This window comes from Aeromicrobium flavum, assembly GCF_007992115.1.
GTDB classification, from domain to species: domain Bacteria; phylum Actinomycetota; class Actinomycetes; order Propionibacteriales; family Nocardioidaceae; genus Aeromicrobium; species Aeromicrobium flavum.
In genome coordinates, this window is the sequence record NZ_BJZQ01000014.1 from 1 (window position 1) to 11,751 (window position 11,751).

Annotated in this window: 12 protein-coding genes; 5 read left to right on the forward strand and 7 right to left on the reverse strand. The window is 72.5% G+C overall.

The annotated features are described in order from the left end of the window. On the reverse strand, nucleotides 1–1,561 hold a 1,561-nt coding region (locus AFL01nite_RS15725), incomplete at its 3' end, for a sigma-70 family RNA polymerase sigma factor (protein ID WP_186813935.1). Nucleotides 1,562–1,884: 323 nt separating this feature from the next. On the opposite strand from AFL01nite_RS15725, the gene AFL01nite_RS12025 reads away from it, so the two are divergent. From AFL01nite_RS12025 to rsrA, 4 genes are all read left to right on the forward strand, one after another. Beyond that, nucleotides 1,885–2,532, forward strand: a complete 648-nt coding sequence (locus AFL01nite_RS12025) for a hypothetical protein (RefSeq protein ID WP_146827933.1) — start codon at nucleotides 1,885–1,887, stop codon at nucleotides 2,530–2,532. An 86-nt stretch (nucleotides 2,533–2,618) separates the two neighbouring features. Beyond that, the gene (locus tag AFL01nite_RS12030; RefSeq protein ID WP_146827934.1) at nucleotides 2,619–3,326 is read left to right on the forward strand and encodes an SOS response-associated peptidase; all 708 of its coding nucleotides are present in this window, start codon (nucleotides 2,619–2,621) and stop codon (nucleotides 3,324–3,326) included. A gap of 84 nt (nucleotides 3,327–3,410) precedes the next feature. Beyond that, nucleotides 3,411–4,025 (forward strand): sigma-70 family RNA polymerase sigma factor, encoded by a 615-nt coding sequence (locus AFL01nite_RS12035; protein ID WP_146827935.1) that lies wholly within the window; start codon nucleotides 3,411–3,413, stop codon nucleotides 4,023–4,025. Further along, nucleotides 4,022–4,288 (forward strand): mycothiol system anti-sigma-R factor, encoded by a 267-nt coding sequence (rsrA, locus tag AFL01nite_RS12040; RefSeq protein ID WP_146827936.1) that lies wholly within the window; start codon nucleotides 4,022–4,024, stop codon nucleotides 4,286–4,288. Before AFL01nite_RS12035 ends, rsrA begins: the two co-directional genes overlap by 4 nt. Nucleotides 4,289–4,349: 61 nt before the next feature. Here rsrA and AFL01nite_RS15795 read toward each other — a convergent pair whose 3' ends face one another. Genes AFL01nite_RS15795 through AFL01nite_RS12060 form a run of 5 tightly spaced genes read right to left on the reverse strand, consistent with a single transcriptional unit; the run spans nucleotide 4,350 to nucleotide 10,012 of the window. Continuing rightward, nucleotides 4,350–4,424, reverse strand: a complete 75-nt coding sequence (locus AFL01nite_RS15795) for a 50S ribosomal protein bL37 (RefSeq protein ID WP_369797015.1) — start codon at nucleotides 4,422–4,424, stop codon at nucleotides 4,350–4,352. A gap of 40 nt (nucleotides 4,425–4,464) precedes the next feature. Next, on the reverse strand, nucleotides 4,465–4,836 hold the full coding sequence (locus AFL01nite_RS12045; protein WP_146827937.1) for a thioesterase family protein: 372 nt from the start codon (nucleotides 4,834–4,836) through the stop codon (nucleotides 4,465–4,467). 13 nt (nucleotides 4,837–4,849) lie between these two features. Next, entirely contained in the window at nucleotides 4,850–6,595 is a 1,746-nt protein-coding gene (locus AFL01nite_RS12050) for an ABC transporter ATP-binding protein (protein WP_146827938.1), read from the reverse strand. Then, a complete protein-coding gene (locus tag AFL01nite_RS12055; protein ID WP_146827939.1) occupies nucleotides 6,592–8,301 on the reverse strand; it encodes an ABC transporter transmembrane domain-containing protein in 1,710 nt (569 codons plus the stop codon). The genes AFL01nite_RS12050 and AFL01nite_RS12055 overlap by 4 nt, the downstream gene beginning before the upstream one ends. Before the next feature lie 22 nt (nucleotides 8,302–8,323). After that, the gene (locus tag AFL01nite_RS12060) at nucleotides 8,324–10,012 is read right to left on the reverse strand and encodes an acetolactate synthase (RefSeq protein ID WP_146827940.1); all 1,689 of its coding nucleotides are present in this window, start codon (nucleotides 10,010–10,012) and stop codon (nucleotides 8,324–8,326) included. Between the two features lie 51 nt (nucleotides 10,013–10,063). On the opposite strand from AFL01nite_RS12060, the gene AFL01nite_RS12065 reads away from it, so the two are divergent. Continuing rightward, nucleotides 10,064–11,458 (forward strand): sensor histidine kinase, encoded by a 1,395-nt coding sequence (locus AFL01nite_RS12065; RefSeq protein WP_146827941.1) that lies wholly within the window; start codon nucleotides 10,064–10,066, stop codon nucleotides 11,456–11,458. Nucleotides 11,459–11,485: 27 nt separating this feature from the next. On the opposite strand, the gene AFL01nite_RS12070 is transcribed toward AFL01nite_RS12065, so the two are convergent. Then, nucleotides 11,486–11,737, reverse strand: coding sequence for a WhiB family transcriptional regulator (locus AFL01nite_RS12070; protein WP_146827942.1), 252 nt, complete (start codon nucleotides 11,735–11,737; stop codon nucleotides 11,486–11,488). Between the last annotated feature and the right edge of the window lie 14 nt (nucleotides 11,738–11,751).

The window sequence follows — 11,751 nt, forward strand, 5'->3', positions numbered from 1 at the left end:
CGGTGGGCTCGGTGGTGGGCTCCGTCGTCGGCTCGTCCGTGGGGTCGACGGTGGGCTCGGTGGTGGGCTCCGTCGTCGGCTCGTCCGTGGGCTCGGTGGTGGGGATCCAGGTCGGCAGCGTGGTGGGCTCGGTGGTGGGTGCCCAGGTGGGCTCACTCGTCGGCTCGTCCGTCGGGTCGACCGTGGGTTCGTCCGTGGGCTCCTCGCTCGGCTCGGCGGTGGGCTCGGTCGGCTCGGCGGTGGGCTCGTCGGTCGGCTCCGTGCTCGGAGTCTCGGCCGTCGGATCGTCCGTGGGGACCGGCACCTCGGGGAGCGGCTCGTCGGGGAGCAGGTCATCGGGCAGGGGCTCGTCGGGCACGGGCACGTCGGGCAGGGATTCGTCCGGCAGCGGCGGATCGTCGACCGCGTCGGGGTCCTCCTCGGTCTCCTGCGTCCAGACGTCGGGGTCGACGACGGGTCCGACGGCCGGCGGCTCGGCGAGCACGTTGTCCTCGCCGTCCCGCAGCACCGTCACACCGGGCCGCGAGGCCTGCGTCGTGGTCTCGATCGACGGCCCGGGCTCCACGGTCATCAACGCAGCGGCGCCGGCGATGACCACGACGCTGGCAGCGGCACCCGCCGCGATGCCGGCCGGCCCCACCGTGCCGAGGACGCCCATGACGCCCGAGGTCGAACCGCCCACCGCACTGGCCCCGCCGCCGCCCGCGCCACCGCCGCCGCCACCTTGGCGCAACGCGCCCGCGGCGCCGGCCAGCGCACCGGACGCGCCGGTGCCCTGCAGGTAGCCCGAGGCAGCGGTGCCGAGGATGGCCGGTGCCAGGATGCCGGCGAGACCGTGGTTGAACTCCTGCAGCTCGAGGTACAGGCCCATGCAGGAGCGGCACTCGTCGACGTGGCGCTGGACCTTGCCCGAGTCGCGCCGCGACAGCCCGCCGCGGACGAACGCGCCGAGGTTGCCGATCGCGAACTGGCAGTCGGGCGTGGTCGCCGGGACGAGGTGCTTCTGCAGGTAGGCCTGGCGCAGCCCCTCGCGGGCTCGGTACGCCAGCGCCGAGACGCTGTTGGCGCTCATGCCGAGCAACGGCGCGATGTCGGCCGGCTTCTGCCCCTCGACGTCGAGGTGCCACAGCACCATCTGCCAGCGCTCGGGCAGCGAGGCGAAGGCCTCGGCCGTCGTCGTGCGCTCGAAGCCCAGCTCGGCGGTGTCGACGAAGTCGACGCGACCGTCGAGCTCGAACTGGTCGTCGGTGGGACGCTCACGCGTGACGGCGCGGATGCGGTCGACGTGCAGGCGGCGCACGGCCGTCAGCAGGTAGGCGCGGAACGACTCCTGCGGACCGCCGCCGTTCTGGATCGTGACGAGCACCTTGGTGAACGCCTCGGCCACGAGGTCGTCGGCGTCGGGACCGCGCATGAGCTGGCGGGCGAGGCGCATCGCGGCCACCTGGTGGCGTTCGTAGAGTGCGCCGTAGGCCACGGAGTCGCCGTCGCGGACCGCGGTCAGGAGGTCGGCGTCGCTGCGCTCGTCTCCCAGGGGGGAGGTGCGGGCATCGACGGTCACGGTCTGCCCCCTTCCCCGGGTGGTCACGTGCGGACGCGTGTGGCCACGGTGAACCACGGTGTCAGTCTAAGTCCCTGAATCCCTGCTGTCCCCCGTTCTCGTGGCTCATCGGGACTAGATCGCGTGGTCCATTTTCCGTGCCGTGAGGGGATGAACTCTCGGTTAACCCGCGAGTTCGGAAAGGGTTTCCGAGCGGGCCGAGCACGAATGCTGGGCGTTTGTCCCGGTTTTCGGTCGAAAAAGTCGCGTCATGGACGCCCTCGGCCCCCGTCTCCTCCATGTCATCAGGCGATTGCGCCCGGAATCTGCGAGAGGAGGCACGGATGAACCCCTTCGACGTGAGCTATCTCGAGCTCGACTCGGCCGTCCGTGCCGGCCGGGTGGACGCCGTGGACGTTGCACACGAGGTGGGAGCGAGTGCAGCGTCCCTCGGAGTCCCACTCCACGAGGTCCTCGACCGCGTGGAGCGGGCCTTCGACGGCCTCGAACCGTCGTTCGCGATGGTTCGCGGAGTCGCCGTGGCATGGGCAGAGACGTCTCGAGCGCTGCAGCTCGAGGAGTCCTGCGAGGATCCGCTGACCCAACTGTCGACCGTGCCGCACCTGCGGCACAGCCTGGACGCGCTGTACCGCGGCGCGATCAGGGACGACACGACGGTCTCGGACCGACATGGTCTCGTCGTGGTGGAGCTGCCCCGGCAGCTCGGTCACGCGCTCGAGTCGACGCTGCACGCGGTCGACGTGAGCGTGGCACTGCGTACCGCCTTCCCCGGCGACGAGGTCATCGCCCAGTTGAGCCCCCGACGGTTCTGCGTCCTGGCCGATCGCGATCGATTGGACCAGCCGACGCTCAACCTCGTCACGATCCTGCTGCGGCGGACGTTCGAGTCACCACCTCCCCGGGTGTGGCTCGAGCTCTTGCCCCCCGTCGCACAGGACGTGACCTGGGTGCTCGACGCCCTCACCGGTTGAGCCGGCGGGATCCGCCACCATCTCGGGTGTGGCGGAACCCGCCGGATCGGTCCGGTGTGTCGGACCCGCGCGCCTACGATGTCGGCATGTGCGGCCGCTACGCCACCTCGCGCACCCCCGCGACCCTGGTCAACGACTTCGAGGCCGAGCTCGGCGACCTGTTCGTCGAGACGCCACCGGACTACAACCTCGCCCCCACCAAGCTCGCGCCGCTGGTCGTCGGGCGCACGTCCGACGACACGTTCCGCCGCGAGCTCGTCACCGCGAAGTGGGGGCTGGTGCCGTCCTGGGCCAAGGATCCGTCGATCGGCAACCGGCTGATCAACGCCCGCAGCGAGACCGTCGCCGACAAGCCCTCGTTCCGGTCCGCGTTCGCCAAGCGACGCGCGATCGTGCCCGCCGACGGCTTCTACGAGTGGTACCAGCCCGAGCCCGGCGACGACGGCAAGCGTCCGCCCAAGCAGCCGTTCTTCATGAGCGCGGAGGGCGGCCTGGGGCTGGCCGGGCTCTACGAGTTCTGGAAGGACCCGGAGGGGGAGTGGCTGCTGACGTACACGATCCTCACGACGTCCGCCGAGGGCGAGGACGGCCGCATCCACGACCGGGCCCCCCTGATCGTCGACGCCGAGGTGGCGGGCCGGTGGCTGGCGGCCGAGCCGTGGCCCGATGCGCTCGACCACCTCGTGCCGGCGACGCCGGGCGAGCTGCGGGCCTGGCCCGTCTCCACCGAGGTCAACAACGTGCGCAACAACGGACCCGAGCTCGTCGAGCCGCTGCCGCTCGCGGGGGAATAGCGCCGCCGCCGGGGCCGTTTCACCTCTCAGGAGGATTGAATGCTCGCATGCCCCGCACGCCCGGCCACAGTAGGCTGGGGGACGATGACTGACGACACCGTCGTGGACCCGTCGATCGAGACACCGGAGGAGCGCCAGGCCCGATTCGAGGCCGACGCTCTTCCCTTCCTCGACCAGCTGTACTCGGCCGCTCTGCGCATGACCCGCAACCCCCAGGACGCCGAGGACCTGGTGCAGGAGGCGTACGCCAAGGCGTTCAGCGCCTTCCACCAGTTCAAGCCCGGCACCAACCTGAAGGCCTGGCTGTACCGGATCCTGACGAACACCTACATCAACCACTACCGCAAGAAGCAGCGGCAGCCCCAGCAGGTCACCGACGAGATCGAGGACTGGCAGATCGCCGCCGCCGCGGCCCACAGCTCGTCAGGCATGAAGTCGGCCGAGATGGAGGCGCTCGAGCGCCTGCCCGACTCCGACGTCAAGGACGCGCTGCAGCAGCTGCCCGAGGACTTCCGGTACGCCGTGTACCTCGCCGACGTCGAGGGGTTCCCCTACAAGGAGATCGCCGAGATCATGGACACGCCGATCGGCACCGTGATGTCGAGGCTCCACCGCGGGCGGCGGCAGCTGCGCGAGCTGCTCACCGACTACGCGCGCGAACGTGGCATGAAGGTTCCGGCAGGAGGTGACGCCAAGTGAGCTGTGACGGACCCGATTGCGAGAAGGCCCTCGAGAACCTGTACGTCTTCCTGGACCAGGAGATCGACGGCGCCAGCTGTGACGAGATCCAGGCACACCTGGACGACTGCTCGGAGTGCCTCAACGAGTACCACCTCGAGCAGGTCGTGAAGGCGCTCGTCGGGCGCTCGTGCACCGAGATCGCCCCGCCGCCGCTGCGCGACAAGGTGCTCTACCGGATCCGCTCGGTGCACGTGGAGATCCGCACCGAAACGTCGACCTGAGCGTCCCGAGACGACGAAACCCCATCCATCAGGATGGGGTTTCGTTCATGCTCGGCACGATTCACGCGTTGGGGCGCTTGCCGTGGTTTGCGCCCTTCTTGCGGCGTGCCCGACGCTTGCGACCGGTCTTGCCCATGGTCTCCTCCTAATAAAGCTGACCATCAAGTCTCCCACACTCAGTCGACGGCGGGCACCCGGGACAGGAACCGCTGCCGATCGACCACGACGCGGCGCACCTGGCCGCTCGCGACGAGGACGTCGTTCTGGTCGCGAGCGGACACCTCGAAGATCACCATCCGGCCGTCGCGGTGGGTGACCGTGGCGGTCGCGGTGACGGTGGCCCCGACCGCGCTGGCGGTGAGGTGCTGCAGCTCGACGCGGGTGCCCACGCTGCTCTGGCCCTCGGCGAGGTCGAGCGCCGCGCACGTGGCCTCCTCGAGCCACGCCAGGACGACCGGGGTGCCCAGCACCTCGAGGTCGCCGCTGCCCACGGCCCGTGCGGTGTGTTCGGGTCCCACGGTGTGCGTCACCGACGCCGTTCCAGTCATGGGCTCACGCTACTCACGCGCGCACGGACCACGCGCGCCACAGGTCGGCGTAGCGCCCGGCGCGGGCCACGAGTTCGTCGTGCGAGCCGCGCTCGACGACCTCGCCGTGGTGCAGCACCACCACCTCGTCCGCGTCGCGGGTCTGGGTCAGGCGGTGGGCGATCACGACGGCCGATCGCCCGGCCAGCACGCGCAGGGCCGCCTGCTCCAGCTCGCGGGCGCCGGACGACCCGGCCTCGGCGGTCGCCTCGTCGAGCACGACGACGCGCGGGTCGGCGAGCACGATGCGGGCGAGGGCGAGCTGCTGCGCCTGGGGCGCGGTGAGCCGGTGGCCGCGGTCGCCGACGACCGTGTCGAGGCCGCGGGGCAGCGCCTCGACCCACGCGCGGGCGAGCGCCGTCGCGAGGGCGTCCCACAGCTCGGGGTCGGTCGCGTCGGGACCGGCCAGTCGGAGGTTGTCGCGCACGGTGCCGGCGAAGACGTGCACCTCCTGCGTCACGAGCGCGATGTGGCGGCGCACCTGCGACTCGTCGACGCTCGCGAGGTCCTGCCCGCCGAGCAGCACGCGACCTCCGCTCGGGCGCAGGGCCCCGGCGGCGATCGCCCCCAGCGTGGTCTTGCCCGCGCCGGTGGCGCCGACGACGGCGACGACGCGTCCCGCCGGCAGGTGCAGCGACACCGGCGCGAGCACCCGGTGGCCCGGCTCGTACGCGTGCTCGACGTCCACCAGGTGCAGGTCGGCGTCGCGGGGATCGAGCCGCGTCGGCTCAGGACCGGGGAGGTCCGCGACCCCGACCAGGCGGGTGAGCGCCGCGCCGGCCGCCTGCACCGTGTCGAAGAGGAACAGCAGCGCGCCGATGGGGTTGAACAGGCGGTGGAAGAACAGGGCGGCGGCCGTGGCGTCGCCGATCGATCCCGCCCCCGAGCTCACGGTCCAGTACCCGGCAACCAGGACCGCCCCGAGGCCGACGAGCTCGGAGAGGTTCATCCGGAAGCCGAAGCGCGTGAACATCACGTACACGCGCAGGGCGACGTCGACCGCCGCGGCCGAGGCGCGCTCGACGCGCTCGATCGCGTGCCGCTCGCGCCCGAATGCGCGCATCGTCTCGGCGCCGTGGACGCCGGTGACGAGGGCGTCCGCGCGCTCGCCCTGTGCCCGCCGCTCCTCGCGGTACATCGGTCCCGAGTGCGGGACGTACCAGCGGACCGCGCCGAGGTAGAACGGCGTGGCCGCCAGGCCGGCGAGGCCGAGGCGCCAGTCGAGGGTGAACAGGCCGCCGACCGTGAAGACGAGGGTGACCACGGACGACAGGGTGGCCGGGACCGCCTCGTCCAGGGACTCGGTGACCTGCCGGACGTCGTCGCCGACCCGCGACACCACGTCGCCGATGCCGGCCGCCTCGACCCGCTCGGTCTCGAGGTGGAGCGCCCGGTCGAGCACGTCCTCGCGCAGCCGCGCCAGCGAGGGGGCGACCACCCGGGCCAGGCTCGCGGTGGACAGGGCGGTGGCGCCAGCCGCGACGATGCCGGCCGCCACCATCCACGCCACGGCCTGCACGACGTCGTCCCGGTCCCCACCCGAGCCGACGGCGTCCACCACGCGGCCGATCATGAGGACGGGGACGAGTCCGGCGAGTCCGGCGACGACGAACGCCGAGACCGTGACGGCCAGCCAGCCGGGCCGGCTCCTCAGCAGTCGCCACGACCGCCGCGCGGCGTCGCGGCCGCTCGCGACCGGCAGGAGGGTGCGCTCGCTCATCGCAGCACCGCCCGCTCGTACTCCGCGTCGGACAGCAGGTCGGCGTGGGTGCCGGTCATCGCCACGTGTCCGTCGCGCACCACGCAGACGCGGTCGGCGGCCTGCAGCAGGGCCGGGCTGCTGGTCAGCACGATCGTGGACCGCCCGGCGCGTCGCCGGAGCCGGACGAGCCCCTCGGCGACCGCCTGCTCGGTCACCGCGTCGACGGCGCTCGTCGGGTCGTGCAGCACCAGGACGGGGCTGTCCAGCGCCAGGGCGCGGGCCAGGCCGAGGCGCTGGCGCTGGCCGCCCGACAGGGTGCTGCCCTCGGCGCGGATCCGCCGGTCCAGGCCGTCCTCGTGCAGGGCGACGACGTCCTGGGCGGCCGAGGCCAGCAGGACGTCGGCCCACGTGTCGGGGGAGAGGGTGCCGTCCGGGTCGATCAGCTCGCGCAGCGTCCCCTCGCCGATGGAGGTCTGGTGCGGGGCGACGGTGAGCGTGGCCCGCCGGGCGTCCAGGTCGAGTCGGGTGAGGTCGGCGTCGGCCAGCAGGGCCCGGCCCGCCTCGACGGGGCACTCGCCCGCGAGCACGCCCATGAGCGCATCCCCGACGGCGGGGTCGTCCACCGTCACCGCGAGCACCTCGCCGTCGCGCGCGGCGAGGCTGAAGGAGCGCAGGGGCCCGGCGTCCACGGTCTCGAGCGTCACGGTCGCCTCGGGCACGGTGGGCCGCGCGTCGCCGGCCGCGACCAGGCGAGGCGTGGCCAGGAACGCGGCGATCCGTCCGGCGGCGGCGCGGGACCGCGCGAACTGCGCGCTGAGGTCGCCGAGCGCGCGGATCGGCTCGGCGAGGAACTGGGTCAGGCCCACGATCGCGATGAGCTCGCCGAGGCTGATCCGGCCCTCGACGGCGGCCGTCCCCGCCACCAGCGTGACGGCCCCCAGGAGTGCGGTGCTGAGACCGGCGGTGAGGCCCCCGAGGTGGCCCCATGACCGCGCCAGCCCGACAGTCGCGGTGGCGGCCTGCTCACTGACCGCGCGGTAGCGGGCCAGGGCGACCCCTTCGCCGCCGATGCCCTTGAGCGGACGCAGCCCGTGCACCAGGTCGGCCGCCAGGCCGGTGGCCGCGGCGGTGCGCTCCTGCTGGGCCTCGGTACGGCGGGCCACCACCGGCGACACCACCTGGACGATGACGAGCACCGCGGGGACCCCCACGAGGACGAGGAGCCCGATCGTGACGTCGACGACCATGAGGTACGCCGCGACCACGACGACGCTCGTGAGCGAGGCGATCGCGAAGCCCAGCTGGCGGAACACCGTGGGCACGAACGCCGCGTCGGAGGTGGCGAGCGCCTGCACCTCGCCGGGCAGCTGGTCGGTCCTGGCGCCCTGCGGGTGCAGCACGTGCCCGGTGATCTCCATCCGCAGCAGGTGCGCCTCCGTCTCGAGGGCACGCACCACGAACCGGCTGCCGAACCGGTACGCGAACGCGAGCACCAGGAAGAGCACGACCAGCACCAGCAGCGACTCCACCAGCCGGCGGGCGTCGCCCGACGCGATCCCGTGGTCGACCACGAAGCCGATGACGACGGGGACGAGCGTCTCGCACAGCTGCCAGCACAGGATCAGCGGGAAGCCGCACGCGAGCAGGCGCCGCTGCCGGCGCAGGGCGCGGACGATGAGCGCGACGCCGGAACGCGGCGCCGGCGAGGACGGGGCCGGGGACACCGTGCCGATGCTACGTCCCGGCTCAGATGCCCATCGTGGTGCGGGGGTAGAGCGCGTTGACGTCCGTGGCGACGTTCACGAGGTACGGCACGCCCGAGGCGAACGCGCGGTCGAGGGCCGGGCCGATCTCCTTCGGGTCGGTCACGAACTCGCCGCCGGCGCCGAGGGCCTGGGCCACCTGGTCGTACCGCGTGTTCGGGGCCAGGTCGGCCGCGACGTCGTAGCCGTAGAGCATCTGCATCGGGGGCTTCTCGAGGCCCCACGCCGAGTTGTTGCCCACGACGATGACGACCGGCAGGTCGTGGCGCACGAGCGTGTCGATGTCGATGATCGACATGCCCGCGGCACCGTCGCCCAGGAGCAGGACGACCTGGCTCGACGGCCGCGCGATGCGGGCCGCCATCGCCGCGCCCAGGCCGGCGCCGAGGCAGCCGTACGGGCCGGGGTCGAGCCAGCCGCCGGGCCGCTGCGGCTCGACGAACTTGCCCGCGAACGAGACGAAGTCGCCGCCGTCGCCGATCACGACGGCGTCGTCGGCCAGGCGCGGCAGCAGCTCACCGTAGATCCTGGCTGGGTGGATGGGGTCGGCCTCGGCCATGAGCAGCGCTGCGTCGCGCTCGACCGAGGCGGCGACGACGTCGCGCAGCTCGGTGAGCCACGACGACCAGTCGGGCCTGGTCGGGGCGGCCTGCAGTCGGGCGAGCAGGCCGTCGAAGACCAGGCTGAGGTCGCCGGCGACCGACCCGCCGAGCGCGGCGTGCGCCGACAGCTGACCGGGGGAGTCGGCGACGTGCACCGTGACAGCCGGGTCGCCGCCCTCCTTGCCGCCGAAGCGACCGAAGCCCAGGCGGAAGTCCAGCGGCGTGCCCACGACCACGACGACGTCCGCCGTGCCGAGAGCGCGCGAGCGGGCCTTGGTGACGAGGTTCGGGTGGCCGCCGGGCACGATGCCTCGACCCATGCCGTTCGCGATGGCGGGGATGCCCGCCTCCTCGACGAAGCGCAGTGCCGCCTCCTCGGCATGGTCGGACCACACGTCGGAGCCGAGGATGACGACGGGTCGCCGGGCCCCGGCCAACAGGCCGGCGATCGCGTTCACCGCGTCCGGATCGGGCTCGAGGCGGTCGGTCGACGGACCGGTCGACGTGTGGCCGACGGGCCCGGAGTTGAAGAACTCGTCCATCGGGATGTCGACGAAGGCCGGTCCGCGGTGCGACGTCCCCGCCAGCGTGAACGCCTCGTCGACGACCGGCGCGATGTCGGCCAACCTCGACGCGGTGGTCGCGTACTTGGTGATGGTCTCGAAGATCGGCGGGTGGTCCAGCTCCTGCAGGGTGCCGGTGCCCCACGTCGAAGCGGCGGCGCGCCCACCGATGACGACCAGGGGAGCGCCCGAGAAGTACGCCTGGGCGACCGGGCTGACACCGTTGGTCACGCCGGGGCCGGCGGTCAGCACGGCCAGGCCGGGGGTCCGGGTCAGCTTGCCGATGGCCTCGGCCGCGAAGACCGCCGACGGCTCGTGGCGCACGTCGATGATCGGCATCGGCTCGTCGGACTTCACGGCGGCGTCGTACATCGGGAAGATGTGGGCACCCGAGAGGGTGAACATCGCCTCGGCGCCGTGGGCACGCGCGACATCGAGCGCGTGGTGGCCACCATGAGGTCCGGTGGGCGCGGGGAACGCGGCGTCCTGGGTCGGCTCTTCGGTCATGTGACGCAGGTTACCCGCGAGTCGCTTTCTGAGGAGCAATAGGCTCAGGACGTGCCCTCCTTCGAAGACATCGCCGACGCTCAGACCGCGCTGACGACGGCCCAGATCGACCGTCTGCAGCTGCTGGTCACCGACTGGCAGATCGTCGCCGACCTGTCGTTCAGCGACCTCGTGCTCTGGGTCGACGACGCCGAGGACAAGGGCATGTGGGCGGCTGCGCAGATCCGTCCCACGACCGGTCCGACGACGCTGCTGGAGGACGTTGTCGGCACCTTCGTGCCCCGGGACGTGTCCGACGTGCACGACGAGAAGCTCGGCGACGGCACGCGGGTCCGTCAGGCGGCCGTCCCGGTGATGTGGGCCGGTCGGCGCATCGGCGTGATCGTCCAGCGCCGCCCCGCCACCAACCGGCGTGCGGCCGGCGCGCTCGAGTCGGCGTACCGGCGCACGAGCGAGGAGCTCTTCGAGATGATCCGCCGCGGCGAGTTCCCGCTGCCGGGGGTCCCGTCCGAGCTGGCCGACTCGCTGCGCGTCGGGGACGGCTTCGTGCGGACCGACTCCTCGGGGAAGGTGTCGTACGCCAGCCCCAACGCCCTCTCGGCCTACCGGCGCCTGGGGTACGTGGGCGACCTGCAGGGCGCCGACCTGATCGAGCTGAGCACCGAGTTGATCGGCGCGGACGCCGACCGCCCGTTCAGCACCCTCTTCGGCGCGGGCGAGACCGAGGCCGAGATCGAGAGCGGTGGGGCGTCGATGCTGCTGCGGATCATGCCGTTGCGCAGCGGGGGCCAGGCCACGGGCTCATTGATCCTGCTGCGCGACGTCACCGAGCTGCGCCTGCGCGAGCGCGAGCTGGTGTCGAAGGACGCGACGATCCGCGAGATCCACCACCGGGTCAAGAACAACCTGCAGACCGTCGCCGCGCTGCTGCGCCTGCAGAGCCGGCGGATGGAGATCCCGGCGGCCCGCGAGGCGCTGCAGGAGGCGGAGCGGCGCGTGGGGTCCATCGCCCTCGTCCACGAGACGCTGAGCCAGTCGTTCGACGAGTCGGTGGAGTTCGACGCGATCGCGGACACGCTGCTGCGCACCGTGCTCGACGTGGGCGGGGGCGTGGTGAAGGCCGAGCGCGTCGGGTCGTTCGGCCTGGTGCCGGCCGAGATCGCCACGCCGCTGGCGATGACCCTGACCGAGCTGGTGCAGAACGCCGCGGAGCACGCCTTCGGCCCGGAGGGCGGGCGGGTGACCCTCGCGGTCAACCGCATCCGCGGGCGGATCCGGCTGCGGGTCAGCGACGACGGCAGGGGGCTGCCGGACGACTTCGATCCGACGCTCAGCCTGGGACTGTCGATCGTGTCGACGCTGGTCCGGGGCGAGCTGAAGGGGGAGCTGGACTACGAGTCGTCGCCGGCGGACGGCACGACGGTGACGATCGCGTTCGGCCTGTGACGGTGCGCCGGGGTCGGGGGACCGAGGTCAGGCGGTACGGATGCGGGCGCGGGCGTTGCGGCGCTTGAGCGCGCGGCGCTCGTCCTCGCTGAGGCCGCCCCAGACGCCGTGGTCCTGGCCGGACTCGAGCGCCCACTGCAGGCACTGCTCCTGCACGTCGCAACGGCGGCAGACGAGCTTGGCCTCTTCCACCTGCAGGATCGCAGGACCGGTGTTGCCGATCGGGAAGAACAGCTCGGGATCTTCGTCCAGGCATGCCGAACGATGACGCCAATCCATACTGCTCCTTAGGG

Excerpts from the sequence above, each read along its gene's own strand:
- AFL01nite_RS12025 (WP_146827933.1), top strand. The coding sequence starts at position 1,885 with ATGAACCCCTTCGACGTGAGCTATCTCGAGCTCGACTCGGCCGTCCGT.
- AFL01nite_RS12030 (WP_146827934.1), top strand. The coding sequence starts at position 2,619 with ATGTGCGGCCGCTACGCCACCTCGCGCACCCCCGCGACCCTGGTCAAC.
- AFL01nite_RS12035 (WP_146827935.1), top strand. The coding sequence starts at position 3,411 with ATGACTGACGACACCGTCGTGGACCCGTCGATCGAGACACCGGAGGAG.
- AFL01nite_RS12045 (WP_146827937.1), bottom strand. The coding sequence starts at position 4,836 with ATGACTGGAACGGCGTCGGTGACGCACACCGTGGGACCCGAACACACC.
- AFL01nite_RS12050 (WP_146827938.1), bottom strand. The coding sequence starts at position 6,595 with ATGAGCGAGCGCACCCTCCTGCCGGTCGCGAGCGGCCGCGACGCCGCG.
- AFL01nite_RS12060 (WP_146827940.1), bottom strand. The coding sequence starts at position 10,012 with ATGACCGAAGAGCCGACCCAGGACGCCGCGTTCCCCGCGCCCACCGGA.
- AFL01nite_RS12070 (WP_146827942.1), bottom strand. The coding sequence starts at position 11,737 with ATGGATTGGCGTCATCGTTCGGCATGCCTGGACGAAGATCCCGAGCTG.